The organism is Paenibacillus sp. (genome assembly GCF_035645195.1).
Taxonomy (GTDB): Bacteria; Bacillota; Bacilli; order Paenibacillales; family YIM-B00363; genus Paenibacillus_AE.
The window spans coordinates 50,875-75,435 of sequence record NZ_DASQNA010000018.1 but is presented as its reverse complement, the minus strand read 5'-3'; the positions used below and the strand labels follow the sequence as shown (position 1 = coordinate 75,435).

General features: G+C 59.7%; 28 protein-coding genes and 1 pseudogene. 5 read left to right on the top strand and 24 right to left on the bottom strand.

Annotated features, from left to right (window positions below; translation table 11 throughout):
* Window positions 1–5 precede the first annotated feature (5 nt).
* Entirely contained in the window at window positions 6–449 is a 444-nt protein-coding gene (aroQ, locus tag VE009_RS09370) for a type II 3-dehydroquinate dehydratase (protein WP_325007133.1), read from the bottom strand.
* Between the two features lie 109 nt (window positions 450–558).
* Window positions 559–1,086 (bottom strand): YqhR family membrane protein, encoded by a 528-nt coding sequence (locus VE009_RS09365; RefSeq protein WP_325007132.1) that lies wholly within the window; start codon window positions 1,084–1,086, stop codon window positions 559–561.
* Between the two features lie 153 nt (window positions 1,087–1,239).
* Between VE009_RS09365 and VE009_RS09360 the strand changes: the two genes are divergently transcribed.
* Together VE009_RS09360 and VE009_RS09355 are read left to right on the top strand one after the other, a co-directional pair.
* Entirely contained in the window at window positions 1,240–2,214 is a 975-nt protein-coding gene (locus tag VE009_RS09360; protein ID WP_325007131.1) for a DUF1385 domain-containing protein, read from the top strand.
* Between the two features lie 4 nt (window positions 2,215–2,218).
* Entirely contained in the window at window positions 2,219–2,524 is a 306-nt protein-coding gene (locus VE009_RS09355; protein ID WP_325007130.1) for a hypothetical protein, read from the top strand.
* Here the strand turns inward: VE009_RS09355 and VE009_RS09350 are convergent.
* Together VE009_RS09350 and mntR are read right to left on the bottom strand one after the other, a co-directional pair.
* Complete coding sequence (locus VE009_RS09350; protein WP_325007129.1) at window positions 2,521–3,537, bottom strand: patatin-like phospholipase family protein; 1,017 nt, start codon at window positions 3,535–3,537, stop codon at window positions 2,521–2,523. The genes VE009_RS09355 and VE009_RS09350 overlap by 4 nt on opposite strands.
* Window positions 3,538–3,648: 111 nt before the next feature.
* Entirely contained in the window at window positions 3,649–4,074 is a 426-nt protein-coding gene (mntR, locus tag VE009_RS09345) for a transcriptional regulator MntR (RefSeq protein ID WP_325007128.1), read from the bottom strand.
* A 145-nt stretch (window positions 4,075–4,219) separates the two neighbouring features.
* Here mntR and splB point away from each other — a divergent pair, with 145 nt between their 5' ends.
* Entirely contained in the window at window positions 4,220–5,281 is a 1,062-nt protein-coding gene (splB, locus tag VE009_RS09340) for a spore photoproduct lyase (RefSeq protein ID WP_325007127.1), read from the top strand.
* Window positions 5,282–5,305: 24 nt separating this feature from the next.
* Here splB and VE009_RS09335 read toward each other — a convergent pair whose 3' ends face one another.
* From VE009_RS09335 to lepB, 11 genes and pseudogenes are all read right to left on the bottom strand, one after another.
* On the bottom strand, window positions 5,306–6,013 hold the full coding sequence (locus VE009_RS09335; protein WP_325007126.1) for a cytochrome c biogenesis CcdA family protein: 708 nt from the start codon (window positions 6,011–6,013) through the stop codon (window positions 5,306–5,308).
* 15 nt (window positions 6,014–6,028) lie between these two features.
* Complete coding sequence (locus VE009_RS09330; RefSeq protein ID WP_325007125.1) at window positions 6,029–6,835, bottom strand: metal ABC transporter permease; 807 nt, start codon at window positions 6,833–6,835, stop codon at window positions 6,029–6,031.
* A 19-nt stretch (window positions 6,836–6,854) separates the two neighbouring features.
* Window positions 6,855–7,655, bottom strand: a complete 801-nt coding sequence (locus VE009_RS09325) for a metal ABC transporter ATP-binding protein (protein ID WP_325007124.1) — start codon at window positions 7,653–7,655, stop codon at window positions 6,855–6,857.
* A gap of 18 nt (window positions 7,656–7,673) precedes the next feature.
* Window positions 7,674–8,690, bottom strand: coding sequence for a metal ABC transporter substrate-binding protein (locus VE009_RS09320; RefSeq protein WP_325007123.1), 1,017 nt, complete (start codon window positions 8,688–8,690; stop codon window positions 7,674–7,676).
* A gap of 109 nt (window positions 8,691–8,799) precedes the next feature.
* Entirely contained in the window at window positions 8,800–10,773 is a 1,974-nt protein-coding gene (gene metG / locus VE009_RS09315; protein WP_325007122.1) for a methionine--tRNA ligase, read from the bottom strand.
* Between the two features lie 370 nt (window positions 10,774–11,143).
* Window positions 11,144–11,380: a membrane protein insertion efficiency factor YidD gene (yidD, locus tag VE009_RS09310; RefSeq protein ID WP_325007121.1), complete on the bottom strand. Its 237-nt coding sequence runs from the start codon at window positions 11,378–11,380 to the stop codon at window positions 11,144–11,146.
* The gene (locus VE009_RS09305) at window positions 11,377–11,805 is read right to left on the bottom strand and encodes a Fur family transcriptional regulator (protein WP_414694817.1); all 429 of its coding nucleotides are present in this window, start codon (window positions 11,803–11,805) and stop codon (window positions 11,377–11,379) included. Before VE009_RS09305 ends, yidD begins: the two co-directional genes overlap by 4 nt.
* 76 nt (window positions 11,806–11,881) lie before the next feature.
* Window positions 11,882–12,325, bottom strand: a complete 444-nt coding sequence (locus tag VE009_RS09300) for a hypothetical protein (RefSeq protein ID WP_325007119.1) — start codon at window positions 12,323–12,325, stop codon at window positions 11,882–11,884.
* A gap of 1,767 nt (window positions 12,326–14,092) precedes the next feature.
* Window positions 14,093–14,909 (bottom strand): annotated as a pseudogene (locus VE009_RS09295) (Gfo/Idh/MocA family protein); the annotation flags it as partial.
* A 13-nt stretch (window positions 14,910–14,922) separates the two neighbouring features.
* Window positions 14,923–16,422 (bottom strand): amidase family protein, encoded by a 1,500-nt coding sequence (locus VE009_RS09290; protein ID WP_325007118.1) that lies wholly within the window; start codon window positions 16,420–16,422, stop codon window positions 14,923–14,925.
* 28 nt (window positions 16,423–16,450) lie between these two features.
* Window positions 16,451–16,999: a signal peptidase I gene (gene lepB, locus VE009_RS09285; protein WP_325007117.1), complete on the bottom strand. Its 549-nt coding sequence runs from the start codon at window positions 16,997–16,999 to the stop codon at window positions 16,451–16,453.
* Window positions 17,000–17,166: 167 nt separating this feature from the next.
* On the opposite strand from lepB, the gene VE009_RS09280 reads away from it, so the two are divergent.
* On the top strand, window positions 17,167–17,382 hold the full coding sequence (locus VE009_RS09280) for a hypothetical protein (protein WP_325007116.1): 216 nt from the start codon (window positions 17,167–17,169) through the stop codon (window positions 17,380–17,382).
* Window positions 17,383–17,447: 65 nt separating this feature from the next.
* On the opposite strand, the gene VE009_RS09275 is transcribed toward VE009_RS09280, so the two are convergent.
* The 5 genes from VE009_RS09275 to pxpB all read right to left on the bottom strand — a co-directional run bounded on the left by VE009_RS09275 (window position 17,448) and on the right by pxpB (window position 21,039).
* Window positions 17,448–17,588, bottom strand: a complete 141-nt coding sequence (locus VE009_RS09275; RefSeq protein ID WP_325007115.1) for a DUF4023 domain-containing protein — start codon at window positions 17,586–17,588, stop codon at window positions 17,448–17,450.
* Window positions 17,589–17,706: 118 nt separating this feature from the next.
* Entirely contained in the window at window positions 17,707–18,525 is an 819-nt protein-coding gene (locus tag VE009_RS09270; protein WP_325007114.1) for an inositol monophosphatase, read from the bottom strand.
* A complete protein-coding gene (locus VE009_RS09265) occupies window positions 18,515–19,285 on the bottom strand; it encodes a 5-oxoprolinase subunit PxpA (protein WP_325007113.1) in 771 nt (256 codons plus the stop codon). Before VE009_RS09265 ends, VE009_RS09270 begins: the two co-directional genes overlap by 11 nt.
* Before the next feature lie 6 nt (window positions 19,286–19,291).
* Window positions 19,292–20,305: a biotin-dependent carboxyltransferase family protein gene (locus VE009_RS09260; protein ID WP_325007112.1), complete on the bottom strand. Its 1,014-nt coding sequence runs from the start codon at window positions 20,303–20,305 to the stop codon at window positions 19,292–19,294.
* Complete coding sequence (pxpB, locus tag VE009_RS09255; RefSeq protein ID WP_325007111.1) at window positions 20,302–21,039, bottom strand: 5-oxoprolinase subunit PxpB; 738 nt, start codon at window positions 21,037–21,039, stop codon at window positions 20,302–20,304. Before pxpB ends, VE009_RS09260 begins: the two co-directional genes overlap by 4 nt.
* A 118-nt stretch (window positions 21,040–21,157) precedes the next feature.
* On the opposite strand from pxpB, the gene VE009_RS09250 reads away from it, so the two are divergent.
* The gene (locus tag VE009_RS09250) at window positions 21,158–21,622 is read left to right on the top strand and encodes a DUF2269 family protein (RefSeq protein ID WP_325007110.1); all 465 of its coding nucleotides are present in this window, start codon (window positions 21,158–21,160) and stop codon (window positions 21,620–21,622) included.
* A 28-nt stretch (window positions 21,623–21,650) separates the two neighbouring features.
* Here the strand turns inward: VE009_RS09250 and VE009_RS09245 are convergent, their stop codons facing one another.
* From VE009_RS09245 to VE009_RS09230, 4 genes are all read right to left on the bottom strand, one after another.
* On the bottom strand, window positions 21,651–22,115 hold the full coding sequence (locus tag VE009_RS09245; protein WP_325007109.1) for a VanZ family protein: 465 nt from the start codon (window positions 22,113–22,115) through the stop codon (window positions 21,651–21,653).
* Window positions 22,116–22,192: 77 nt separating this feature from the next.
* Window positions 22,193–23,224 (bottom strand): glycosyltransferase family 2 protein, encoded by a 1,032-nt coding sequence (locus VE009_RS09240; RefSeq protein ID WP_325007108.1) that lies wholly within the window; start codon window positions 23,222–23,224, stop codon window positions 22,193–22,195.
* Between the two features lie 36 nt (window positions 23,225–23,260).
* A complete protein-coding gene (locus VE009_RS09235) occupies window positions 23,261–23,716 on the bottom strand; it encodes a hypothetical protein (RefSeq protein ID WP_325007107.1) in 456 nt (151 codons plus the stop codon).
* Window positions 23,717–23,732: 16 nt separating this feature from the next.
* Window positions 23,733–24,515, bottom strand: a complete 783-nt coding sequence (locus VE009_RS09230; protein WP_325007106.1) for a hypothetical protein — start codon at window positions 24,513–24,515, stop codon at window positions 23,733–23,735.
* Window positions 24,516–24,561 lie beyond the last annotated feature (46 nt).

Below are 24,561 nucleotides of genomic sequence, written 5' to 3'. Positions count from 1 at the left end.
CCCCGTCACCTTCCGTGTTCAAAATGTGCGGCGAGCGCTTGCAGCGCCAGCTCGTACCCGATCGGCCCGAGCCCGGCGACGACGCCGAGCATGACCGGCGCGGTGACGGACACGTGCCGGAACGGCTCGCGTTTATAAACGTTCGATAAATGCACTTCGATCGCCGGCAGATCGACGGCCGCGATCGCGTCCCGGATGGCGTAGCTGTAATGCGTGAACGCGCCCGGATTCATCACGATGCCGTCCGCCGTCCCCCGCGCCGCATGAATTTCGTCGATCAGCGCTCCCTCGTGGTTCGACTGGAAAAATCGGACCGCGAGGCCGAGCTTCTCCGCCGAGGCGGCGACGCTGCGCTCGATATCGGCGAGCGTCATCGAGCCGTATACGCCCTGTTCCCGCCAACCCAACGCGTTCAAGTTGGGACCGTTCAATACCAACACCGTTTTCACCGAACGCACCATCCTCCCGATTTGCACCAAGAGCAATTTTACCACAGATTTCCCCTATTTGAGAACTGTTCGCTCGAAACGGCCGGATTTCCGGGTAAAACGAATCTTTTTACTGCAAATTGACGAGGCTTTTTCCTTGTCCGCGCTCCCGTTCGTCCGTGAACTCGTAGTTGACGGTATAACCGATGAACACGCCCCAGAGCACGAACAAGGCGCCGTCGAACCAGAGCGAATCCCAATCGTTCACCCCGACCGGCGGCAGCATGCCGAGCAGCGGGCCGATCAACAAGTAGATAAGCGCGTACCATACGATGCCGAAAGCGACCCCGGGCCACGGGCCTTTCAGCTTGTACGCGACGAACGTGTAGAGCACCGACGCGATCATCGACATCGCGATGAACGAAGCGTAGCCGACGAAATAGCCTGCGGTTCCCGCCAAGAAGTCATGCAGAAAAAACGGTTCCACCAAAAAGCCGGGCACGACGTCGGTGAAGCCGAAATAATAAAACAGCCACCGAACCCCGCCCCAAATCAGTCCGGCGAAGAAGCCGAGCTGCAGGGCGAATGGCAGTTTTTTCGTTTGTTGAATGGTTTGTACGCCCGGTTTTCGCCGGTTCGCGTCCTTCGGATGCGCCATCGTTGCCAATGTCCCCCTTCGCAAAAATCGTAAGCGTAGTATGCATCAAAGCGGCGGCGCGTAAACTCGCGCGGCGGCGATGCAGGGGTTTCCGGTGGCAAACGGGGGTGGAATCAAGTAAAATAGTAGGAAACGCACTTGAGGAGGAACGTCATGTCAGAGGCCCAAAAACCGGTCGCCTACGGGGGACAAGCGGTGATCGAAGGCGTCATGTTCGCCGGAAAAACCGTGAACGTCACCGCCGTAAGGAAGAAAGACCGTTCCATCGCATATTTCGAATCGCCCAGGGTCGAGAAAGCATGGGTGACCCGCCTGAAGAAAGTTCCGTTCCTTCGAGGCCTCGTCGCTTTAATCGATTCCAGCGCGAAGGGCTCGCAGCACTTGAACTTTTCCGCCGAAACGTACGCGGAGGAGGAGGGCGCGGCGCCGTCGGACGCTCCGCAGAAGAAGACGCTCGGCGACAGCATTACGATGGTGCTCGGCGTCGCGGTCGTCGGCGTGCTGTCGTTCATCGTCGGGAAGGTCGTCTTTACGGCCGTTCCGGCCATCGTGGAGAGCTTGTTGTTCGAGGGACGGTTCGAAAGCATTTTCCTGCACAACCTGCTGGAAGGATTAATTAAACTTATCTTCTTAGTGGTCTACATTTTGGCGATCGCCCAAACGCCGCTCATCAAGCGCCTCTTTCAATACCATGGCGCCGAGCATAAGGTGATCACCGCGTACGAGAACGGCGATCCGCTGACCGTCGAGAACGTGCAGAAATACAATACGCTCCATTACCGGTGCGGCAGCAGCTTTATCGTGTTGACCGTCCTCGTCGGCGTCATCTTGTATTCTTTGCCGATTTTTACGTGGGATTCGATTTTGGAACGGGTCGTCATCCGTCTAATGCTGCTCCCTGTCGTCATCGGCATTTCGTACGAAGTGCTTCGGTTCACGAACAGCGTGCGAGACATTCCGGTGCTTCGGTACCTCGGCTACCCCGGGCTATGGCTGCAGCTGTTGACGACGAAGCAGCCGACCGACGACCAAGTGGAAGTCGCCATCGCCTCGTTCGAGCGCATGCTGGAAGTCGACCGCCGCAACGCGGCGCGTCCTTTGGAAGCGAGCAAAGCCGTAGGAGCGTGACGCCATGAGAAGAGATCAAAGACAAAAGATTTTGTTTTACGTCATTCTTGGCCTGATCGCCGTCGGCATCCTGAGTTCGTTGTTCCGCAACCCGGGCGGCATGCTCATTCCGATTATCGTGCTCGGCGGCGTGTTTCTGCTGTATAAGTTCCCTCCGCACCGGTGGAAATCGTTCTCCTTCCGAGCGAAGCCGAGGTACGCCCCGCCTTCGCCGAAGGAGAAGGGGCGGAAGACGCAGCGCGCAAAATTTCGCGTCATCCAAGGCTCCAAGCGTGACGACGATAACGACAACGTGCCGAAATATCATTAAGCTTTTTTCGCCGGCGGCCCATTCGGGCCGTCGGTTTTCGTTTTCAGATCCGGGCGGGCCTTCTGAAGCCATTTGTCCATTTCATCGGAATACCCCTTGTATGTCCAGGAGGCGAAAAACTCGTCGACCGCCTGCACCCCCGCCTCGAACAGCTCCTTCTGCTTCTCCGCGGACAGCGCGAAATCCGTCGTATGCACCATGTCGGAGCGGATTTTGACGGTCCGGAACCGGCTGTGGCGCTCGATGTAGCGCAAATCGTGAGCGGCGGACATCGTCGAAAACAGCGCCTGCAGCATCGTGATCGGCCCCCGGATCGTACGCGGCCCGGGATCCTTCGAGCCGACGAGCTGAAAGCCGATCGTCGGTATGCGCGCCGGCCATTCCTTCAGCTCCCGGTCGAAAATCCACAGCGGGTAATTGCTTAAGATCGCCCCGTCCACGATGTACGTCGGAGCTCCGAATACGGCTTTGCTTTTGCCGGCTCGGCCGCGGACGCGCAGCAAGACCGGGTCGAAGAAGAACGGCAAACTGCTGCTCATCCGCACCGCCCGCGCCACGGACAGCTTCATCGGATCGATGCCGTAGCCGGCGATATCCTCGGGCAGCACGAGCATTTTGCCGGACGTAATATCGGAAGCGACGACGCGCAGCGCGTGCTCCGGCAAATCCGCGAATGTGCGCACTCCCTTGCGCGCAAGCGCCTCCTCGATCCATTCCTCCAACGGGTCGCCCGAATACAGCCCTTTCTTCGTGAGCAGACGGATCGTCGGACCGATGACGTAAATGTAATGCAGCCATCCTTTGCGCAAAAAATGGGTGAACGGCGTTTTCATCATCAGGTCGCGCATTTCTTCCCCCGTATACCCCGCCGCCAGCAGCGCCGCCACGATCGCGCCGACCGACGTGCCGGCCGTGTGCCGAAACGTAATGCCTCGCCGCTCCGCCGCATAAACGGCGCCGACCAATCCGATGCCCTTCACTCCGCCTCCCTGAAATACGCCGTTCACCTGCATCGTTCGCTCCCCCTCCCGTTCGCATCCTCTCATGAGTATGTATGCGAAGCGGGCGCGTCCCGATGCGCATCGACCGCCGAAACGCAAAAGAAGCGCCCCCAAGGGCGCTCCTTACGACTCCATATCCATCTGCTCGCGGAGCGAACGCAGCTCGTTCAAGCGCGACGGATCTCTTCGGAAATATTCGACGAGCGATTCGATGCACAAAATCGAATCCGAGCTCAAGTGATGTTCGATACCTTCGACATCCTTGTAAATGTTCTCCTGCTTCACGCCGATCGTCTCGAGAAACTGCTCGAGCAGTTGGTGGCGCTCGACAAGCCGTTTGCCGACCTTCTTCCCTTTCGGCGTCAGAATGAGGCCTCGATACTTCTCGTAAACCACGTATTCGTCCTTGTCCAGCTTCTGGATCATTTTGGTGGCGGACGAAGGGTGCACTTCCAAGCCCTCGGCAATGTCGGCGACCCGCGCATACCCTTTTTCGTGAATCAAACGGTAAATGCGCTCTAGATAATCTTCCATGCTTGGCGTCGGCACACCTTGCTTCCCCTTCCGAAAATGAGATTGCGTTTCTTTGTACTATACCGTGCACAGCCTCGCAACGCAAGAAATTGACTGCTTTTCCCGCGACTTGCCGGCCCTTGCCGGACATACGCTAAAGCTAAAAAAGGAGGCGTTCCGCATGGCTTTGGATACGCCCGTCAAACCGATGACGGACATCAAAGTGTTCATCCCCGAGCTCGTCTACTTCGAGCCGGACGCGCTCGAATATCCGATGGGCGCGCGCATTCTGAAATGGGCGGAGCAGCAAGGGCTGCCGATCCGAATGACGACGTCGCACAACCGCATCACGAATCTGCCGGGCGAGGGCGAGCTCGAGAAGTACCGCATCGCGAAGCGCACGCTCGTCGTCGGCATCCGCAAGACGCTCGAATTCGACCAGTCGAAGCCGTCCGCCGAATATGCCATCCCGATCTCGACGGGGTGCATGGCGCACTGCCATTATTGCTATTTGCAAACGACGCTCGGCGCGAAGCCGTATGTCCGCGTGTACGTCAATATCGACGATATTATCGATCGGGCGCGGAAGTACATCGCCGAACGCGAGCCCGAAATTACGCGCTTCGAAGCGGCCTGTACGTCCGACCCCGTCGGACTCGAGCATATTACCGGGTCGCTCGCGCATCTGATCGAATTTATGGCGGATCAGGAGCACGGCCGGCTCCGGTTCGTGACGAAGTTCAACAACGTCGACTCGCTGCTCGGCTTAAGGCACAACGGACACACGCGCATTCGTTTCAGCGTCAATGCCGACTACGTCATCCGCAATTTCGAGCCGGGCACGTCGTCGTTCGCGGACCGCATCGCCGCGGCCGGCAAGGTCGCCCGTGCCGGTTACCCGCTCGGCTTCATCGTCGCGCCGATCATTTGGCATGAGGGCTGGGAAGAGGGCTACGCCGAGCTGATGCGGAAGCTGAAGGCCGAGGTGCCGCCCGAAGCGGAGCCGGACCTTACGTTCGAGCTCATCCAGCACCGGTTCACGAAAACGGCGAAACGCGTCATCGAGTCGCGCTACCCGAAGACGAAGCTCGAGATGGACGAGGCGAAACGAAAATACAAATGGGGACGCTACGGGCAAGGAAAATACGTGTACCCCAACGAGCAGGCGAACGCGCTCCGGGAGCATCTCACGGAGCTCATTTTCGAGAACTTCCCGAAGGCGTCCATCGACTATTTTACGTAAGCCTCGCAGCGCGTTGCCGCGAAATTAAAATTTCAGCCACTCCGGCGTAATGGCGTTAAACCAGACGGTGATGCGCAGCATGTGGCCCGTATAAAGCAGGATGCCGAACACGATCAGGAACGCGCCGCCGATTTTCATGATGAGGTTCGAATACCGGAGAATCCATTTCGTCGAGCCGAGGAAGAACGCCATGACGAAAAACGGCACCGCAAACCCGAGCGTGTACGCCGTCGTCAGGCGGAACCAGATGCCCGGCTCCGTCGCGGATAGGCCGATGATCGCGGAGAAAATCGGCCCGATGCACGGCGACCAGCCCGCCGCGAAGCCGATGCCGATCAGGAACGAGCCGGCGTACGTCGCGGGCTTGCCGCTCACCTTCAGCTTCATGTCGCGCATCAAAAACTGAGGCTGAAAAATGCCCATCAAAAACAATCCGACCAAGATGAGCAGCACGGCCGACAGCTTCGCGATCAAGTCCTGATAATCCCGGAACAGCTCGGCCACGATGCCGGCGCCGGCGCCGAACGCGTAGTAGACGATCGAAAACCCGAGAATGAAGAAAAAAGTGTGGCTCAGCGTACGAAGCCGCACTTCTTTCGTATGATCGGTTTTCAGCTGCGATACCGATATGCCGGAAATGTAAGATAAGTAGGATGGGTATAAGGGCAGGCAGCAGGGCGAAATGAACGAGGCCAGCCCCGCCGCGAACGCGACCCAAATCGTAACGTCCATCGGAACCTCCCGTGATTACAATCGGAACCCTTTCCTTACCGTCAAGAGCCCGATCAACATTACGATCAATAATAACACAATCGACGCGCCCGGCGCCAAATTGAACCAGCCCGCGCCGAGCAGGCCGAGCAGCACCGCCGTTTCCGAGAAAACGACCGCCCAAATGATCGTTTGCTTGAAGCTTTTGCCGGCAAGCAGGCTGCAGGCGACCGGAATCGTCAGGAGCGACGAAACGAGCAGCGCGCCGACGATTTTGATCGCCACCGAAATGACGAGCGCCGTCAGCACCGTCAGCAGCAGATTCAGCATCCGCACCGGCAGCCCGGATACGCTCGCCGCGTCCTCGTCGAACGTCAGCAAAAAATACTCTTTCGCATACGTCGCGACGACGCTCCAAACGATGACCGTCACCGCCGCGATCGTATACAAATCGACCATGTTGAGCGAATAAATGCTCCCGAAGAAAAAGCTCGTCACGTTCATATTAAAGCCCGCCCCGACCGTGAACAGGAACGTCGCCAGCGCGACGCCGCCGGACATAATAATCGCGATCGACAGCTCGGCGTAGGTCCGGTACGCGCTCCGGAGCCGTTCGATCGCGAACGCCGCCAACAGCGCGAACACGAGGCCGACGCCGACCGGATACACGTTGATCAAAAAGCCGAGCGCGACGCCCGCGATCGACACGTGCGCGATCGTATCCCCGATCATGGAGAGGCGCCGCAGCACGAGGAACACCCCGAGCAACGGCGCCATGCCTCCGATCAAGAGGCCGCCGATGAGCGCGCGCTGGAAAAACGGAAACGTGAAAATGTCCCACATCGTCGTTCCGCCGCCCTCCTTATTGGTATGCGGGAACGAGCTCGCCCGCCCCCGGCCAATCCTTCAACGCATGCGTCAAATCGGTTTCGGCGCACGTCGCCGTATTGTCCATCGATTTCACGAAAAATTTCAGCTTGCCGTTCGTCACGACCGGGCTCTCGCCGAGGTACGAGCGCATCATGTCCACATCGTGAGACACCATGAGGAACGTAATGCGATGATGCGCATGCATGTGGCGCAGCATCGAGAAGAACGCGCGCTGCGTCTCCGCGTCGATGCCGACCGTCGGCTCGTCGAGCACGAGCAGCTCCGGATTGCTCGCCAGCGCCCGGGCGAGGAACGCCCGCTGCTGCTGCCCTCCGGACAGCTGCCCGATGCGCCGATCCGCGAGATCGGCGATTTGCAGCGCGTACAACGCGTCGTCGCACCGCTGGCGGTCCGCCATCGTAACGCGGCGGTACAGCTTGCGCTTGCCGTAAAGCCCCGACAAGACGACCTCGCGGACCGTCGCCGGGAACAGCGGGTTGAGCGCGTTCTTCTGCGGCACGTAGCCAATCCGGTGCCATTCGTCGAACGAGCGGATCGGCTTGCCGAACAGCTGCAGCTCGCCGGACGTCGGCTTCAACAGGCCGACGAGCAGTTTCAGCAGCGTCGTTTTGCCCGCGCCGTTCGAGCCGATCAGCCCGACGAAGTCGCGCGCATGAATATCGAAATTCAAATCCTCGATCACGGTTTTATCGTCATAACGAAACCCGAGGTTCCGGATGCTGACGACCGGCGTATCCCCGGACGCGTCGCGGTTACCTTGTTGAGCGGTCATTCGTTCCGCCTCCTTGCGTTATTGCAGCGCCGTCACTAGTTGCTCTAAGTTTTTCTCCATTAAGGAAACGTATGTCTCGCCCGCCTGCATTTCCGCTTCCGTCAGCCCTTCCAACGGATGGAGGGGCAGCGTCTGGACGCCGAGGTCGCTCGCCAGCGTTTTCGCCAGCCGGTCCGAGACGAGCTCTTCCGTGAAAATGTATTTCACGCCGTGCTCCTTCACGAACTCGCTGATTTCCTTCAAATCCTGCGCCGTCGGCTCACCTTCGGGAGAGATGCCCATGATCGGCATTTGGACGAGGCCGTAATCCCGCGCAAGATATCCGAACGCTTGATGGGACACGACCATCTCTTTGTTCGAGACGGCGGACAGCTTCTCCATATAAGCGGCGTCCAACGCCTCCAAATCGGCTTTCAGCGTTTCGTAATTCGCTTCGTAATCGGCCGCATGCGCCGGATCGGCCCGCTTCAGGCCTTCCAGCACGTTCTCCGCCATCTGCAGCGCCGAACGCGGGCTAAGCCACGTATGCGGGTCGTACGCGCCATGGTCGTGGCCTTCCTCGACATGCGCCTCTTCCGCGTGCGCGTCCTCGGTTTCATGCGCGTGCGCTTCGTCCGCATGCGCGTCCTCGGCTTCGTGCGCATGCTCCGCTTCCTCGGCCGACGCTTCCATTAAGGATATGCCTTCGCTCGCTTCGACGATGACCAATTTGTCCGCGTCGATGCCGCCCAGCACGTCGTCGGTCCATCCTTCGAAGCCGGCGCCTTGGAATGCGAATACTTGCGCCTTCGAAATCGTCGCCATGTCTTGGCTTTTCGGCGTCCAGTCATGCGGCTCGACGCCGGTCGGAATCAAGTTGACGACATGCACATGTTCGCCGCCGATCGTCTTCGCGAAATCGTACAGCGGGAAAAACGACGTCACGACGCTCACCTTGCCCTCCGGCGCTTCGCTTCCGCCTTGGGATGCGCAGCCGGTCGCAAGCGCGAGCGCCGCCGTCAAACCGATCAACATCGGTGCAAACCGTTTGTTCATGGAAAAAGACCCTCCGTATTTCCGTCTATTAATCGTAAATATTCCGATTTACTAGACAGATTATACGGCGGGTGCGGAATCCATGTCAACGATTTAATCGTAATTTCTACTATTTAACCTTCGCGCCGTTCGCGATATCGCCTTCGACGGTCGCCAGCGTCAGCTTGTCGCCGGCCGAAGCGGCGAGAATCATCCCTTGCGACAACTCGCCGCGCAGCTTCACCGGCTTCAGGTTCGTAACGCAGATGATTTTCTTGCCGACGAGCTGCTCCGGCTTATAATGCATCGCGATGCCGGAGACGACCTGCCGGCGCTCCGTGCCGAGGTCGAGCTGCAGCTTGAGCAGCTTGTCGGCCTTCGGCACCGGCTCCGCGGCGACGATTTCCGCGACGCGCAGCTCCACCTTCGCGAAGTCCTCGATGCCGATGAGCGCGACGCCCTCCGCGGCTTCTGGCGCTGCCGCGCTTTTCTCCGGCTGCGGCGCTTCCGCCGGGGCGGCGCCTTTGCTCATCGATTGCAGGATGTACGCGATCTCCGCTTCCGGGTCGAGTCGCGGGAACATCGGCTCCGCCTTGCTCACCCGCGTGCCGGATGCGAGCAGGCCGAATTCGCGCGCGCTGTCCCAACCGAAGCCTGCGCCCGCGAAGCCGAGCTGCGCTTCGATCGCGTCCGGCGTCTTGACCAGGAACGGACGGAGAAGCACCGAGGCGATGCGCAAGCTCTCCGCCAGATGGTACATGACCGAGCCGAGCTGCTCCCGCTTGCCTTCGTCCTTCACGAGGCTCCACGGCTGCGTTTCGTCGATATACTTGTTCGTGCGCGAAATGAGCTGCCAAATCGCAGTCAACGCGACGGAGAACTGCATGTCCTCCATCGCCTCCTCCACCTTGCGCACCGTCGACGTCGCCGTTTCGACAAGCGTTGCGTCGAACTCCGTCGCGTTCGGCACGTACGCGGGAATCGCGCCGCCGAAATATTTGTCGATCATGACGACAGTCCGGTTCAGCAGGTTGCCGAGGTCGTTCGCGAGATCGAAATTGATTCGTTCGATGAACCCTTCCGGCGTGAACGTCCCGTCCGTCCCGAACGGCACTTCGCGCAGCAAGAAATAGCGCAGCGCATCGATGCCGTACTTGTCGATGAGCACGACCGGATCGATAACGTTGCCTTTCGACTTCGACATTTTCCCTTCTTTCGTTATGAACCAGCCGTGGCCGAACACCTTTTTCGGCAGCGGCAGGCCGAGCGCCATCAGCATGATCGGCCAGTAAATAACGTGGAAGCGCACGATTTCTTTCCCGACGAGATGCACGTCCGCCGGCCAATATTTTTGATACAGCTCATCGTTTTCAGAGCCGTAGCCGAGCGCCGTAATGTAGTTCGACAGCGCGTCGATCCACACGTAGACGACATGCTTCGGGTCGGACGGCACTTTCACGCCCCAATCGAACGTCGTCCGCGACACCGCCAAATCCTCGAGACCCGGCTTGATGAAATTATTGATCATCTCGTTCTTGCGCGATTCGGGCTCGATGAATCCAGGGTGCTGCTCGTAATATTCGACCAGCCGGTCCGCGTATTTGCTCATCCGGAAGAAATAACACTCTTCCTTCACCAGCTCGACTTCGCGACCGCAGTCCGGACATTTGCCGTCCACGAGCTGACGCTCCGTGAAGAACGCCTCGTCCGGCGTACAGTACCAGCCTTCGTACGTGCCGAGGTAGATGTCGCCTTGATCGAGCAGCTGCTGGAAAATGCGCTCGACGGACCGCTTATGGCGCTCTTCCGTCGTGCGAATGAAGTCGTCATGCGTAATGTGCAGCTTGCTCCACAGCTCCTTGATGCCGCTGACGATGTGGTCCACATACGCTTGCGGCGTAACGCCCTTTTCCTTTGCCTTCCGCTCGATTTTTTGGCCGTGCTCGTCGGTGCCCGTCAGAAACCGGACATCGTATCCGCGCAGCCGTTTGTACCGGGCCATGACGTCGGCCGCCACCGTGCAATACGCATGCCCGATGTGCAGCTTGTCGCTCGGGTAGTAAATCGGCGTCGTAATGTAAAATGTGTTCCGTGTTTCGCTCATCCTTTTCTGCCTCCATTCCAAAATAAAAAGCCCTCATCCCCTCCAAGGGACGAGAGCTCTGTTCGCTCACGCGGTACCACCCGTGTTCCCGTCCGGCTCGCGCCGGATCGGCTTGCCGAGTCCTCGCTCCGCTGCCGTAGGCGCGGCGGGACTCTTCCGTTAACGCCGGAACTGCGTGCCCGCCTCACGCGCGCATCTTCGATTGCGCGGCTCGCCGGACAATTCTCCGAGACCATCTTCCGGGCTCCGATTATGCCGGCTTCCACCTGCCCCGGCTCTCTGCGATAATCGCGCGTTCCCGTACTCATCTCTTCATAGAAATCGACAAGTATCTACTTATTCACCACTATAATTTTCCGCCGAGCGGAAGTCAAGTCGCGCTGCCGCCACCCCGCCTCGGAGGCACCGGATCGATCCCTCCGGGGTGGAAGGGATGGCAGCGCGCGATCCGTTTCGCCGCCAGCCAGCTCCCGCGCGCCGCCCCGTGCACCTCGATCGCCTCGAGCGCATAAGCCGAACACGTCGGGTAAAACCGGCACGTCGGCGGAAACAGCGGCGAAATCAATTTCCGGTACACGTGAATCGGCGCCTGCACGACACGCTTCATTTCGCGCCGGCCCCTCCAGTCTCCGCTTGGGCGCCGCACGCCTCGCAATACCCGAACAGCTCGAATTTGTGCTTTACGACCTGAAAGCCCTGGGGCAAATCGACTTGAATGTCGAGCGGGCAGAACGGCACTGCGTACGTCTTCTCGCAGTTCATGCAAATCGCGTGGTGGTGATGCCCGTGCTCCTGGCAGTGCGCCTTAAACTTTACGCCGTCCTCGAAGACGAACTGCTCCAGCACGCCCATCTCTTGAAGCACCCGCAAATTCCGATACACCGTGTCGAAGCTGAGGCCGCCGTACACTTTGCCCATCGCTTCGTAAACGTCCTTCGCCGACAAGTAACCGGGAGCCTCCGCGAACAGCCGCGCCAACGTTTTCCGCTGGTCCGTCACGCGAAGTCCGCGTTTCGACATCGCCTCGATCATTTCCTGCGCCAACACGTCGAATCCCTCCCGATTCCCATAGTAGTATCTACTATGATGCACGAAAAACGCGATTCCGTCAAAGCGGCCGCAGCCGAAGCGCATCGACGCAGAGCCCCCTCATCGGATCCCGACGCGCCTCGACGCTCCCGCGTTGGATCCGTTTATAGAGAGCGGCAGGCGTCAACCCCGCATGGCGAGCCGCCTCCGGAACCGGAAGCCAGAGCTCCTCCGGCTTCGGCTTTCGCCGCGCAAGCACATACCTTCCGGTATCCGCTCCCGCCGTCGCGACGATTCGGACCTGCTCCGACAGCAGCAAAGCAACTACTTTACGTAAATCCCAGTTATACTTATACCTCTTCAGAGGAGACAGCAACGCCTCCTTGTCCAACTCGAGCTCCATCCGTCTCAGTGCGCCCCGGCGCTCCTGTTTCGTTTTCGGCAGCAGGTAGTCTTCCACTTTTAATTTTCTGGATAGATCGTATGGATGCGTTGGATATGTCCATTGAATGCGCGGCATCATTTACCCCTCCATAATAATGTTGTATTCGCAAACGTGTTGTCCGCTTGTGTCGTCCTCCCGAATTACGCCATCCCCCTCCTCGCTCTAGCGACTTCTTTTTGCGTACCAGCCCGCTCCTCGCAAGTAGGTCCCAATAATCCCCTCCCCCCTCCAACTGCTGTACGCCCCCAGATCCCTATTGCATTCGCTTATGCGACCGAATTTCCCATTCAGCAGTTGTTTGTCCTGTTTCGGCTCCCTACTTCACCAATTGTCCGTTAGCTCCCCGCTTTCACGCTTCTCCCATTCCCTCCCTGTCGCTGTTCTGATTCGGCTCCCCAATTGTTCTTTTTGACTCATTCCCCCTTCCCGGAAATACTATCTTGTTCCTTTCTTGAGACTGGCCACCGAGCCTTGGACATTTTTGGACAAACGCATTGCCGCGCTCAATTCGGAGATCCACCGTTGTCCGAGCCCCGCGGTCATTTTCATTAAACCCGATGCTAAGCGCTGCGCGACCGCCTTTCAGTTGATCGAGTTCCCGGCCCTAATTGTCTATCTCGGTGCTGTCTCTCCCTCCCCCGGCTAACTATCTTGTTCCTTTCTTGAGACTGGCCACCGAGCCTTGGACATTTTTGGACAAGCGGATTGCCGCGCTCAATATGGAGAACCGCCGTTGTCCGAGCCCCGCTGTCATTTTCATCAAACCCGATGCGATGCGCTGTGCGGCCGCCTTTCAGTTGATCGAGTTCCTGGCCCTAATTGTTCATCTCGATGCTGTCCTCCTCTCCCCGGCTAACTATCTTGTTCCCTTTCTTGAGACTGGCCACCGAGCCTTGGACATTTTTGGACAAACGCAACGCCGCGCTCAATTCGGAGATCCACCGTTGTCCGGGCCCCGCGGTCATGTTCATCAAACCCGATGCGATGTGCTTCACGTCCGCCTTTCAGTTGATCGAGTTCCCGGCCCTAATTGTCCATCTCGGTGCTGTCCCACCCTCCCCCGGCTAACTATCTGGTTCCTTTCTTGAGACTGGCCACCGGGTCTTGGACATTTTTGGACAAACGCATTGCCGCGCTCAATTCGGAGAACCGCCGTTGTCCGGGTCCCGCGGTCATTTTCATCACCCCCCCGATGCCGTGCGCTTCGCGGCGCCGACTTTCAGTTGATCGAGTTCCTGGCCCTAATTGTCCCGAGCTGTCCTCCTCTCCCCCGGCTAACTATCTTGTTCCTTTCTTGAGACTGGCCACCGGGTCTTGGACATTTTTGGACAAGCGGATTGCCGCGCTCAATTCGGAGAACTGCCGTTGTCCGGGTCCCGCGGTCATTTTCATCAAACCCGATGCGATGTGCTTCGCGTCCGACTTTCAGTTGATCGAGTTCCCGGCCCTAATTGTCCATCTCGGTGCTGTCCCACCCTCCCCCGGCTAACTATCTGGTTCCTTTCTTGAGACTGGCCACCGGGTCTTGGACATTTTTGGACAAACGCAATGCCGCGCTCAATTCGGAGAACCGCAGTTGTCCGGGCCCCGCGGTCATTTTCATCAAACCGATGCCATGCACTTCGCGGCCGCCTTTCAGTTGATCGAGTTCCTGGCCCTAATTGTCCATCTCGATGCTGTCCTCCTCACCCCCGGCTAACTATCTTGTTCCTTTGTTGAATCGGAGCATCTTGCATTGGACATTTTTGGACAGACGCAACGCGACGCCCAATACGAAAAAAGCTCCCCGTCCCCGAAGTTCCGGGGTGGAGAGCTTGGCTGCCTGCTCAAGCGATAACGTTTCGATTAGTTCACTTTCACGATCGCGCCCTTCGCTTGCGACTCCATTGCCGCTAGGATGACGCCGAGCGACTTTGCGCCTTCCTCGCCCGAGATCGACGGTGGCGTGCTCGTCACGATGGATTCGATGAACGCGTCGATGACGCCGCTCGTCAGTTGCTTCTCGTTCGTCGAAATGCCGCCGACGTTGTACTTTTCCACCGCCCCGTCCCGGAGCTCGACGATGACTTGATCCTCCGGATGCGTGCCGATTTTCATGACGCCATTCGCGCACCAGAGCACCGTGCTATTGTCCTCGCCGCGGTAATACGTCCAGGACGCGACTAGGGAGCCGATCGCGCCGCTTTTCATACGCAAAATGCAGGTCGCGTTATCGTCAACGTCCGTATTTTCCTTGTGGAGCGTGCCGACGAACGACTTGTGCTTTTGGAAAAACCATCCCTCTTTTCCTTCGACGCTCCAATTTTTCGGTCCGGGATGGCCGAAGGAGGTGCGGAACGCATGTACCTCTGGTTATGACCGATCATGAGATAGACGCCGTTGCCGCGAGCCGCTTCAATCATGCGCTGCGCTTCCTCCGCGGAGACGGCCTCGGCTTCTCGCAAAGCACGTGCGCGCCCGCGTTCGCCGCATCAATCGAAATCGGCGCGTGAAACGCGTTCGGCGTGCATACGCTTACCGCGTCAGGCTTTTCGGCTGCGAGCATCGTTCGATGGTCGGTGTACTCTTTGCCGCCGTATTTGTCCGCGAGCTTCTGGGCTCGTTCGGCGGCCGGATCGACGAAGGCGACGATTTCGACATTCGGATGTGCCGCATACTCTGGAGCATTTCATACATTATGATAGCAAAACCGAGTTCGAAGTTAAATCGGGGGCGCGCCGATGTTTCGTCGCTTGTTCGAACGCGTATGCGAGTCGAATCAGCAGCGGTTCCGAGAAGGCGCCCGCAACGAACGTCAATCCGACCGGCTCGCGTTCGGCGAACCCGGCAGGCACGGTGATGAGCGGATAGCCGGCTTTGCACGCGATGCCGCAGCCCCAGTTGTTGGGGAAGACGAGCGCATCCAGCCGATGCTCCCGCAATGCGGCGTCGATGCCGTGCGTTCGGGAACGTTCGAGGTCGGAGCGCCTCGCTTCAATATATTCGGCTTCCCCAAGGGCGCCGGTCGTCGCCTCCGACTCCTGCAGCACGGACTGGCCGTATTTAAGCGCGACGTCCGCATGCGCTTCGTTGAAGCGAATGACGTCCCGCAGCGAATGTACCGGAACATGCGGTCCCAAGCGGCTTAAGTAAGCGTTAAGCGCAGGTTTGAATTCGTACTTCAGTACGATGTAATCCCACGGATCGTTTTCGGACGGGATCGACACCGGATCAACGACTTCCGCCCCCGCCCGCCGAAGCGCGTCGATCGCTTCGTCTATGCAACTCGCCGATGGTTCCGGCAGTTCCTTGTAGTAACCGCGCGGCACGCCGATGCGGGCGCCTTGCAGACCGTTCTTGTCCAGGAACGATGTATATTCGATCGCCGCAGCCCCCGCTATTACGTTGGTCGCGGCGTCCGAAGGATCGAAGCCGGCGATCGCCGTCAGGACGAGCGCGGCGTCCGCGACCGTCCGGGCGATCGGCCCCGCGGTATCCTGACTTGGCGAGATCGGAATGATGCCGCTGCGAGAGACGAGTCCGACGGTCGGCTTGATGCCGACGGCGTTATGCTGGCTGGCCGGCGATATGATCGAGCCGGACGTTTCGGTGCCGATGGCCGCGGCTGCCAAGTTCGCCGCGACGGCCGCGCCCGATCCGGAGCTGGAGCCGCCCACGAACGCCGTTCCCGGGTGATACGGATTCAGCACTTGCCCCCCGCGGGAGCTGTATCCGGACGGCATGTTCTCGGCCATGAAATTCGCCCATTCGGTCATGTTCGTTTTGCCGAGCAAAATCGCCCCTGCCTTTCGCAGCTTGGCCGCGACGAAGGCGTCTTCGTCCGCGAACGAATCGGCGAGCGCGATGGAGCCTGCGCTCGTATGCATTCTGTCCGCCGTGTCGATGTTGTCCTTCAGCAGCACGGGAATGCCATGAAGCGGGTTTGCGGCGAGACCGCGGCGGCGTTCCTCGTCTTTTTGCCGGGCGATGCGCATGGCGTCAGGATTGATTTCCAGAACGGAGTTCAAGCCGGCGCCGGCGCGGTCGTGAATCCAGATGCGATAGATATACATGAGGACGAGCTCTTCGCTCGTCGTTTCGCCTAGGCGCAGCGCTTCCGCAAGTTGGGTGATCGTCCGCTCCGGCAGCCAGTTTTCGGCTTTGCGCCGCAGCGTATCGTTGAAGTATAAGTCCACGGATGCGTCTCCTTGATGGGTGTCGGATTCAATACGAGAAAATGACTTTACCGATGACGTTCGACACCGGTACGGGCCCGATGACGCGGCTGTCCAAGCTGTTGTTTCGATTATCGCCCATTACGAACAGCTTCCCTTCGGGAACGATGACCGGGTCCGGCGCTGCCTGCATCGGTTCGAGCACGTACGGCTCGTCGATCGCAACGCCGTTGCGGATGACTTGACCGTCCCGAAACTCGAGCATGTCGCCCGGCTTGCCGATGACGCGTTTGACCCACAAATATTCGGCTTCCGATCCAAGCAGTTTGGCGACGAGCGGGTGCTCGAGCACCGGGTCGAGCCAATCCCGGGGCTGCCCGATGCGGCTGTCAATGATGACGATATCTCCATAATCATAGGAAGATTGAATTTTGAGGGCGAACGTGGAATCGGCATTATGCAGGGTGGGAAGCATCGACTCGCCCTTCACCTGGAACGCCTGAAGCACATACGAGTTTATCAATACGGCCGCCGTTACCGCGACGACGCCCGTTTTCGTCCAGTCCCATACCGAACGTACAAATACACTGCTTATCATTCCGAAGTCTCCGCCTTTATAAGTGATTCCCTTTATGTATTCGAACGGAACCCGAAAAATTCCTGCTTCGGAACACGCCTCCTCAAAATTGGAAATTTTCTCTTCACAACCGAACAAACGTTTGCTATAATAAACACAAACAAACGTTCCCATAAGGCGGTGTTCCTATGACAAACCAATTGCAAATTTTTCGTTTTATCGAACGCGGGTACGACTACACGTTTCGGTTTTATCCGAACGGTACGGTGCTAATCATCGACAACGAGACCGACGCTGCGATCAAGCCTAAGGATTTGTCGGGAGCGCCGCTTCAATTTTTCGCCCGGAAGAAAATCCAATTCATTAAAAACCGTCTCTCGGAAGCGATCCGCGCCGCCGGTTAACGAAAAACCCCGCCTCGTCGCGGACCGTGTCGGGCCGGAACAAGACGGGGCGTCGGGGCAAAGGCTTAGTCGCCTCTGCCTTTGCGATGCTGATGGTTCGGCAGCTTTTCGTCCGGATGGCCGGCTCCCTGCCGTTTACGATTTAACTCGTCCTTCACTTGCGTCTCGTGCACCTTCCGCACGAATTCGGACGTGTTCGACGTCATGGCGTTCCCTCCTTCGCGTTCGTACTTCGCCGTGTCCGTCTTTCTCCCACGGGTACGGTTTAGCGTTCTGCGAGGGGAACCGTTTTATGCGGAATATGGGAAAGCTTCGGGGTGCGAGTTACGCGCCTTCGCTTCGGCGTACAAGTTCGAGCAGCTGTCGCAGCCCGTCGCCTCGCCCGGCGACAAGGAACGGATGGTCGTCCATCCCATCGAACGGAGAGCCGTCGAACCGAACGACGCTCGCGCCGGCTTCCTTCGCGATCAATACGCCCGCGTACAAGTCGTCGCCTTCCGAATCGTACAGCACGATGCCGTCGAGCTGCCCGCGAGCGAGCATTGTCCACAACAACGCGGGCGCCCATAAGCGGAGCGAGCGTTTGCAGCTTTCATCGAGAAGTGACTTCAGCCGCATTGCCTCGGGATCCTTCTGTACCTGGTGACCTTGGATCCATCCGACTGTTCGGCGCAGCAGCGGCTTGCCGGCGCGTTCCTCGCCGATGATGAACGGCATTCCGTTGCATTCCGCCCCTTGCCCTTCGACGGCGCAATACGTGCGGTCGGTCATCGATTCGTGAACGACGCCGAGCACAGGCCGTCGGCGGTGCAGGAGCGTGATTGCTACGCCGAAAGCCGGTAATCCAATAGCGAAATTGTTCGTACCGTCCAGCGGGTCGACGAGCCACAGCCAATCGCCCTGAACGCCGCTCCAACCCGATTCCTCGCTGCGGATCTCATCGTCCGGGAACTCCGCGCGGATCGCATCAAGGATGATGCGCTCGGATTCGATATCTACATCGGTAACCAAGTCGCCGTGGTCGCCTTTTTCGGCAACGGCGTACTCGGATGCAAAACGGCTTTTCGCATGCCGTCCTGCGGCCTGCGCCGCTTCCACGGCAACGCGCTTCGCTAGCGCCAAACGACGTTCTTCATTCATCATGTCCGCCGCCTCCGATCCGAATGCCTGCGGACGTCAACGCCTTGTAGATCGCCTCGGCGTGCAGCGCCGCATGCGGTCCGTCCCCATGAATGCAGATCGTATCCGCATTCACGGACGCTTCCGCGCCGCCTAACGTCGCCACGACGCCGCTCTGCGCGAGGCGCAGCGCTTGCGCCGCGGCAGCGGTCGGATCGGCCAGCACCGCGCCGGGGAGGGAGCGCGGTGCTAGACCGCCGCCGGCTGCGTACGCGCGATCGGCGAACGCTTCCTCGCGCACGCGCAAGCCGAGCGATCGGCCCGTCGCGACGAGCCGGCCGCCGGACAGCCCGACGAGGGCGAGCGTTTCGCCCGCCGCCCTCGTCGCTTCGGCGATGGCTTTCGCGATCGCTTCGTCCTCCTCGGCCATATGGTACAGCGCGCCGTGCGGCTTCACTTGGACGACCGTTCCGCCCTCCGCCTTCGCGATCGCCTGCAGCGCGCCGATTTGGTATAACGTTATATCGAACGTCTCCTCCGCGGTCAGCGCCATCGTCCGCCGCCCGAAGCCTTGCCGGTCGGGCAAGCCGGGATGCGCGCCGATGCGCACGCCGCGCTCCAAGCACAGCTTTACCGTGCGGCGCATGACGCTCGGGTCGCCGGCGTGAAAGCCGCAGGCGACGTTCGCCGAGCTAATCCAGCGCAGCAGCGCCTCGTCGTTCCCGAACGAGTAGGCGCCGAATCCTTCTCCCATATCGCAGTTGAGATCGATCGTCGTCTTCAACGTTCTTCATTCCTCCTCGTTCCAAGTCGTCCAGCGCAGCCGCTCCCGCAGCCAGCGCCATTGTCGGGCGCGGTCCAGCCACAGCTCGACGGCTTGTTCATGCTCGATCAGCCGCACGCGGACGACGCCGCCCGGGCGAGTTTGCGCCAGCAAGCCGAGATCGACGGCGCACACCTGCAGCAGGCGCGGGTAGCCGCCGGTCGTTTGGCTGTCGGCCATGAGGGCGATCGGCCTGCCGTCCGGCGGCACTTGAATCGTCCCGGGCGCGACCGCTTCCGAGAGCATGTTCGCGCGGGCGGCCGTCGGCGCCCGATCCGGATCGAGCCGGTAGCCCATCCGGTCGGATTCCGCCCGAACGACGAACGTCCAGTCGCCGGTCTCGATGCGGCGCCGCGTCTCGGCGTCGAATCGGTCCCATTCGCGGCCGCGAAGCGCGCGCACGACCCGCTCGCCGACCGCGTCGGGCGCGGCGAACCGCCACCCCTCGCCCAGCAGCCAGCGAGGCGCCCGGTACGGCCGATCCGCGGCCGTCGCCCCGCCTCGCAGCGGGGGATGCGGCTCGATCGGCAGTGCGTCGCCGGCTTGCAGAATTCTGCCGGCAAGCCCCGGGAACGGGCCGCGCGTCGAAGCGGAGCGGCTGCCCAGCACTTCGGGCACGCGGATGCCGCCGGCCGCCGCCAAATAGGCGTACCGCCCGCGCGCCGCAGCGCCGAACCGGATCGTCGCGCCGGCCGGCACGCGGACGGGGCGCCACATCGGCAGCGGCGCGCCGTCGACCGTCGGCGCCATATCCGCGCCGCAGACGGCGATGAGCGCATCCGCTTCGAGCGCGAACGTGCCGCCGGCCAGCGTCATCTCCAAGGCGGCCGCGCCAGGAACGTTGCCGACCAGCGCGTTGGCGGCCGCGAACGAATCGGCGTCCATCGGACCGCCGACGACGACGCCGAACCGACGCCACCCGAAGCGTCCGGCGTCCTGCACGGTCGTGAACAGACCGGGACTTTGCACCACCAGGCTCATCTCGTTGCCGCTCCTTCCGCTTCCGCATGATCGACCGGCTCGAACCGCACCGCGTCCCCGATCTCCAGCAAGCTCGGAGGATCGCGGTCCGTCCGGAACAGCGGAAGGAGCGTCCTGCCGATGAGCCGCCAGCCGCCCGGGCTGTCCGCCGGGTAAATGCCGCTCTGCCCGCCGGCGATCGCCACGCTGCCGCGCGGTACGAGCGCCCGCGGCGTATCGAGCCTCGGCACGGACAGCGCCGACGGCAGCCCGGTCAAATAGGGAAACCCCGGCAGAAAGCCGATCATCGCTACCGTATATCGAGCCTTGCTGTGCAGCGCCGCCGCCTCCTGGGGCGCCAATCCGGCAGCCTCCGCAACGGCGGGCAAGTCCGGCCCGCAGACGGCGCAGTAGCAGACCGGAATTCGCACCGTTTTCCCTACTCCGCTTGCCTCCCCGCTCTCCACGATCCGCTCCCGGATCCATCCGCACACGGCATCGTACGCGGCCGCGGCGCCGGCATTTCGCATCCCCGATGCCGCCAGCGCTTCGAGTACCTCGATCACATCGTAGAAGACGCATATCGTTGTGTAGGTAGGCACCGCCTCCCGATATCCCGGGAACGGTCGCAGTGCCAGGCCGTTGGCCGCCTGAACGACGCCCCGATGCGCCTCCGGTTCGAACGCGTCCCCGAACGTCAGGACGACGGCCTGCTCCCCATATGGGGCGAACCGCGGCTGCGTCGGTACCGGCATATTCGTCCCCTCCATAAAAAAATAAATATTTCAAAAGTCCTATAACTACGTTTCCACACATAATTTACCATGTTAATATGATCAGGAAAACAAGGATAAAAGAAAAGGACGGGATGTCATGGATTGGGTTCGGTGGCTGCTCTTATTTCATGTGTTAACCGCAATTATCGGCGTAGGCCCGACGTACTTTTCGCATGTGCTGCTCCGCGCCAACCAATCGGTCGGCGAGCTTCGCCACTCGTTGAAATACGTCCACCTGCTGGAAATGTTCCCGAAAATCGGCGGCACGCTGGCCGTTCTCTCCGGCCTGATCCTCGTCGCCGTCACGGGCTACTCGTTCTCCGAGCCTTGGATCATCATTTCCATCGGACTGTACGTCGTCATCCAAATCATCGTCATTGGCTTCGCCGCCCCGCTCGGCAAAAAATTGAACGAATGGATCGCCTCGACGCCGGAAGCGGACGCGAATCCGGTTCCCGCCGCGGAATCCGCCCTGCTCGCTAAGCTGAATCGCTTCATGTCCGCCGCATCCATCCTTGGCGTGCTGCTGTTCGCCATGATGTTCCTTCGTCCGATGCTGTAAGCCCGACACCGCGACCCGAAAGACCGGTTCAGCCGGTCTTTTTGTTTTGGTTCCTGCCGCGCAGTGTTCTATATACGGCATACCCGATGCAAGCTCCGATCGCGTTCAGCAAAAAATCGTCCACGTCGAAGCTGCCGACGCGAAGCAGCAATTGGAGCAGCTCGGCGACGAACAAACCGGACAGGAACGTCCCCAGCATACCGTGGAACGAGCGGCACCGGTTCCACAGCATCGGCAGCAACAGGCCGTACGGCACGAACACGCCGATATTGCCGAATAAGTTGACGGCCCATGTTCCGAGCGTGAACGCATCCGCATGGAACACGTACCGGTGAATCGTCGTGAATGGAACGAGATTCAGCCGCAAAGCCAGCTCCTCCTTCCCGTACACGGTACGATCGAAGCCGAACAGCATCATATAAAGCAAAAAGGCAGTATACAAGCCCATGAGGACCCATACTGCCTTCTTGTCGATTCGGATCGCCAAAAACATCGTTCCCACCTCGCCGTCCCATGTCGTCTCCTTCCATTGTAGCCGATCGGAGGCGTCGGGACTACGGCGAATTGAAATCATTGCAGCAATTCCGCGGAACGGCGATCGTCCTCGAGCGCCGGATACGCGCGGACGGCGGCCCGCGGCGTTTGTTCGTCCGCGGTCGTCTCGATAAAGTAGGGAGGCCGCCGCTTCGTTTCTTTGTACACTTTCCCCACGTATTCGCCGACGACGCCCAAGCTGATCAACTGAATGCCGCCGAGCAGCGAGCAGGTGAGCATGATCGACGTCCACCCCGGCACCGCGGCTCCCCGCCCGTGCGAAACGAGCGCGTACGCGGACGCCGCGATGCTGAAGCCGAACAGCGCGAGTCCGAGCGATAGCACGAGCCGAATCGGCGCGACGCTGAGCGAGGTGATGCCGTTCCAAGCGAACGAGAGCATTTTGCGCAGCGGGTATTTCGATTCGCCTGCGAACCGTGCATACCGATGGTAGTACACGACCGATGAGCGAAGGCCCAGCTGCGGGATCAACCCGCGCAAAAACAAATTCGATTCGCGGTAGCTTGCGAGCTGCTCCAGCGCCCGCGCGCTCATGAGCCGGTAATCCGCGTGGTTGTAAATGACCGGCGTTCCCATTTTGCGCATCAATCGGTAAAACGCCAGCGCGGTCCCTTTCTTAAACCACGTGTCTTCCTTCCGGTCCGCCCGCACGCCGTATACGATATCGCAGCCTTCCTGGAACCGGTCGATAAATTCGCCGAACGCTTCGACGTCGTCCTGCAAATCCGCATCGATCGAAATGACGCAGTCGGCCGCCTGCTTCGCGTACATCAACCCCGACAGCAGCGCATGCTGATGGCCGACGTTGCGCGTCAGCTTGATGCCGCGCACCGCCGCGTCGCGTTCGTGGTATGCGGCGATGATCGGCCACGTATTGTCCCCGCTTCCGTCGTCCACAAGCAGCATAAAGCTGTTCTCGTCGATTTTCTTCGCTTGCATCAAGCGATCCAGCTGCTGACGTATGCGGCGAATCGTTTCCGGCAGCACGTCTTCCTCGTTGTAACAAGGCACGACGACGGCCAAAACGGGACATGCTCTATCGCTCACGCCTATTCCCTCCTGCTATGCTTATTGTGTTCTCGATCACTCCGGAATGATGGCGACGCCCAGCGCTTGGTGGCGCCACATCGTGTCGGCGACGCGCTCGGCCTGCAGTTCGTCGCAATCGACGATAATGACGACTTCGCCGATGCGCCGATATTTCTGCCGCCGCCGCCTTCGCCGAGATTGCAATATATCGAATATTAGGCCGATGCCGAACCCGCCCGCGGCTCCGATCAGTCCCCACACGATCGGACCCCATTCGAGCGTCATCCCGACCGATGCGGTAACGACGGAGACCGCCGTCCCGAGCGCCATGCCGACGTCGATGAGCGATTCGCCGTCGGATCGGTGGATCGTATCGATCATCCGTCTGCGCGGCGGCCTCGTCTCCAAAGGCACGGCGACGAGCTGCCGGCGGCGGATGCCTTGCTTTTCCAATTCGGCGATCGCGATTTCTACGTAACTGGATAAGTCGAATTGTGCGATAACGTGCAAAACGACCCCTCGTTTCCTACGGCTTCAGAGACGGCAGCGCCGACGCGTTCCCGTACGCATCGCGCAAATAATTTCTCATTTCCATATCGAACAGCGTATTCGATTCCACCGTGTTGACATAAGCGTCGTATGCGGTAAAAAAGTAGGTGGATGGGATGAACATGAACCACTCCCAGTCGAGGACGGCCCCCGCTTGCTCGAACTGTCCGATCAGCGTATAGTACAAAGCCACGTACGCATTGGAATAGTACACGAACACAATCCAAGTCACGGTCGCGAACAGCGCGTTCACGATGCGGTGCGCATACAGCTGTCCCATGCCTGGGGCGAGCAAAGACCAAACGAGCGCGATCCACGGCTTTCGCTTGTCCAAATAATTGATCTCGAACGGCCCGATCAGGAACGCGCGAAGCGGCGCTTTCTCGTGGCGCGCGAGGAACGTCATTTTGTTCATGTCGACGCAGGTGCGGTAACTGTCGTAGATGGCGAATAAATAAACCGGGGCATACAGCGCCATCCACCGGAGATCCAGCACTTCCTTCGCCAGCTCGAATTTCCCGTTGAACGAATAGACCATGGACAAATTTAAGTTCGAACGCGAGTTGACGACCATTTCCCAAATAAATAATAAGAAGCCACGGAAATATTTTTGAAGCAAAATATGCCCCGCGCCGGGAAACGCCGCGGACCACCACGCCACGACCCCAGGGTTGCGAAAATGGAGCTGCGTCGTTCCGAACATGTTCAAATTGGCTATGACGCGGCGGTTCCCCGTTCTCCTTTCGCGTTCTTCCCCCATATGGCACCCCTCGCACCGATTTCCTCGCGTGGTATTTTTTGCATCG

What these genes read in the sequence shown, in the direction of transcription:
- VE009_RS09330 (WP_325007125.1), bottom strand. Translation starts at nt 6,835, where the DNA reads ATGTGGGACATTTTCACGTTTCCGTTTTTCCAGCGCGCGCTCATCGGC.
- VE009_RS09320 (WP_325007123.1), bottom strand. Translation starts at nt 8,690, where the DNA reads ATGAACAAACGGTTTGCACCGATGTTGATCGGTTTGACGGCGGCGCTC.
- VE009_RS09230 (WP_325007106.1), bottom strand. Translation starts at nt 24,515, where the DNA reads ATGGGGGAAGAACGCGAAAGGAGAACGGGGAACCGCCGCGTCATAGCC.
- VE009_RS09325 (WP_325007124.1), bottom strand. Translation starts at nt 7,655, where the DNA reads ATGACCGCTCAACAAGGTAACCGCGACGCGTCCGGGGATACGCCGGTC.
- VE009_RS09260 (WP_325007112.1), bottom strand. Translation starts at nt 20,305, where the DNA reads ATGAGCCTGGTGGTGCAAAGTCCCGGTCTGTTCACGACCGTGCAGGAC.
- VE009_RS09335 (WP_325007126.1), bottom strand. Translation starts at nt 6,013, where the DNA reads ATGGACGTTACGATTTGGGTCGCGTTCGCGGCGGGGCTGGCCTCGTTC.
- splB (WP_325007127.1), top strand. Translation starts at nt 4,220, where the DNA reads ATGGCTTTGGATACGCCCGTCAAACCGATGACGGACATCAAAGTGTTC.
- pxpB (WP_325007111.1), bottom strand. Translation starts at nt 21,039, where the DNA reads ATGCCGGTACCGACGCAGCCGCGGTTCGCCCCATATGGGGAGCAGGCC.
- VE009_RS09270 (WP_325007114.1), bottom strand. Translation starts at nt 18,525, where the DNA reads ATGATGAATGAAGAACGTCGTTTGGCGCTAGCGAAGCGCGTTGCCGTG.
- VE009_RS09365 (WP_325007132.1), bottom strand. Translation starts at nt 1,086, where the DNA reads ATGGCGCATCCGAAGGACGCGAACCGGCGAAAACCGGGCGTACAAACC.
- VE009_RS09250 (WP_325007110.1), top strand. Translation starts at nt 21,158, where the DNA reads ATGGATTGGGTTCGGTGGCTGCTCTTATTTCATGTGTTAACCGCAATT.
- VE009_RS09280 (WP_325007116.1), top strand. Translation starts at nt 17,167, where the DNA reads ATGACAAACCAATTGCAAATTTTTCGTTTTATCGAACGCGGGTACGAC.
- VE009_RS09275 (WP_325007115.1), bottom strand. Translation starts at nt 17,588, where the DNA reads ATGACGTCGAACACGTCCGAATTCGTGCGGAAGGTGCACGAGACGCAA.
- VE009_RS09360 (WP_325007131.1), top strand. Translation starts at nt 1,240, where the DNA reads ATGTCAGAGGCCCAAAAACCGGTCGCCTACGGGGGACAAGCGGTGATC.
- VE009_RS09355 (WP_325007130.1), top strand. Translation starts at nt 2,219, where the DNA reads ATGAGAAGAGATCAAAGACAAAAGATTTTGTTTTACGTCATTCTTGGC.
- yidD (WP_325007121.1), bottom strand. Translation starts at nt 11,380, where the DNA reads ATGAAGCGTGTCGTGCAGGCGCCGATTCACGTGTACCGGAAATTGATT.
- VE009_RS09350 (WP_325007129.1), bottom strand. Translation starts at nt 3,537, where the DNA reads ATGCAGGTGAACGGCGTATTTCAGGGAGGCGGAGTGAAGGGCATCGGA.
- VE009_RS09305 (WP_414694817.1), bottom strand. Translation starts at nt 11,805, where the DNA reads ATGATCGAGGCGATGTCGAAACGCGGACTTCGCGTGACGGACCAGCGG.
- lepB (WP_325007117.1), bottom strand. Translation starts at nt 16,999, where the DNA reads ATGATAAGCAGTGTATTTGTACGTTCGGTATGGGACTGGACGAAAACG.
- VE009_RS09245 (WP_325007109.1), bottom strand. Translation starts at nt 22,115, where the DNA reads ATGTTTTTGGCGATCCGAATCGACAAGAAGGCAGTATGGGTCCTCATG.
- metG (WP_325007122.1), bottom strand. Translation starts at nt 10,773, where the DNA reads ATGAGCGAAACACGGAACACATTTTACATTACGACGCCGATTTACTAC.
- VE009_RS09300 (WP_325007119.1), bottom strand. Translation starts at nt 12,325, where the DNA reads ATGATGCCGCGCATTCAATGGACATATCCAACGCATCCATACGATCTA.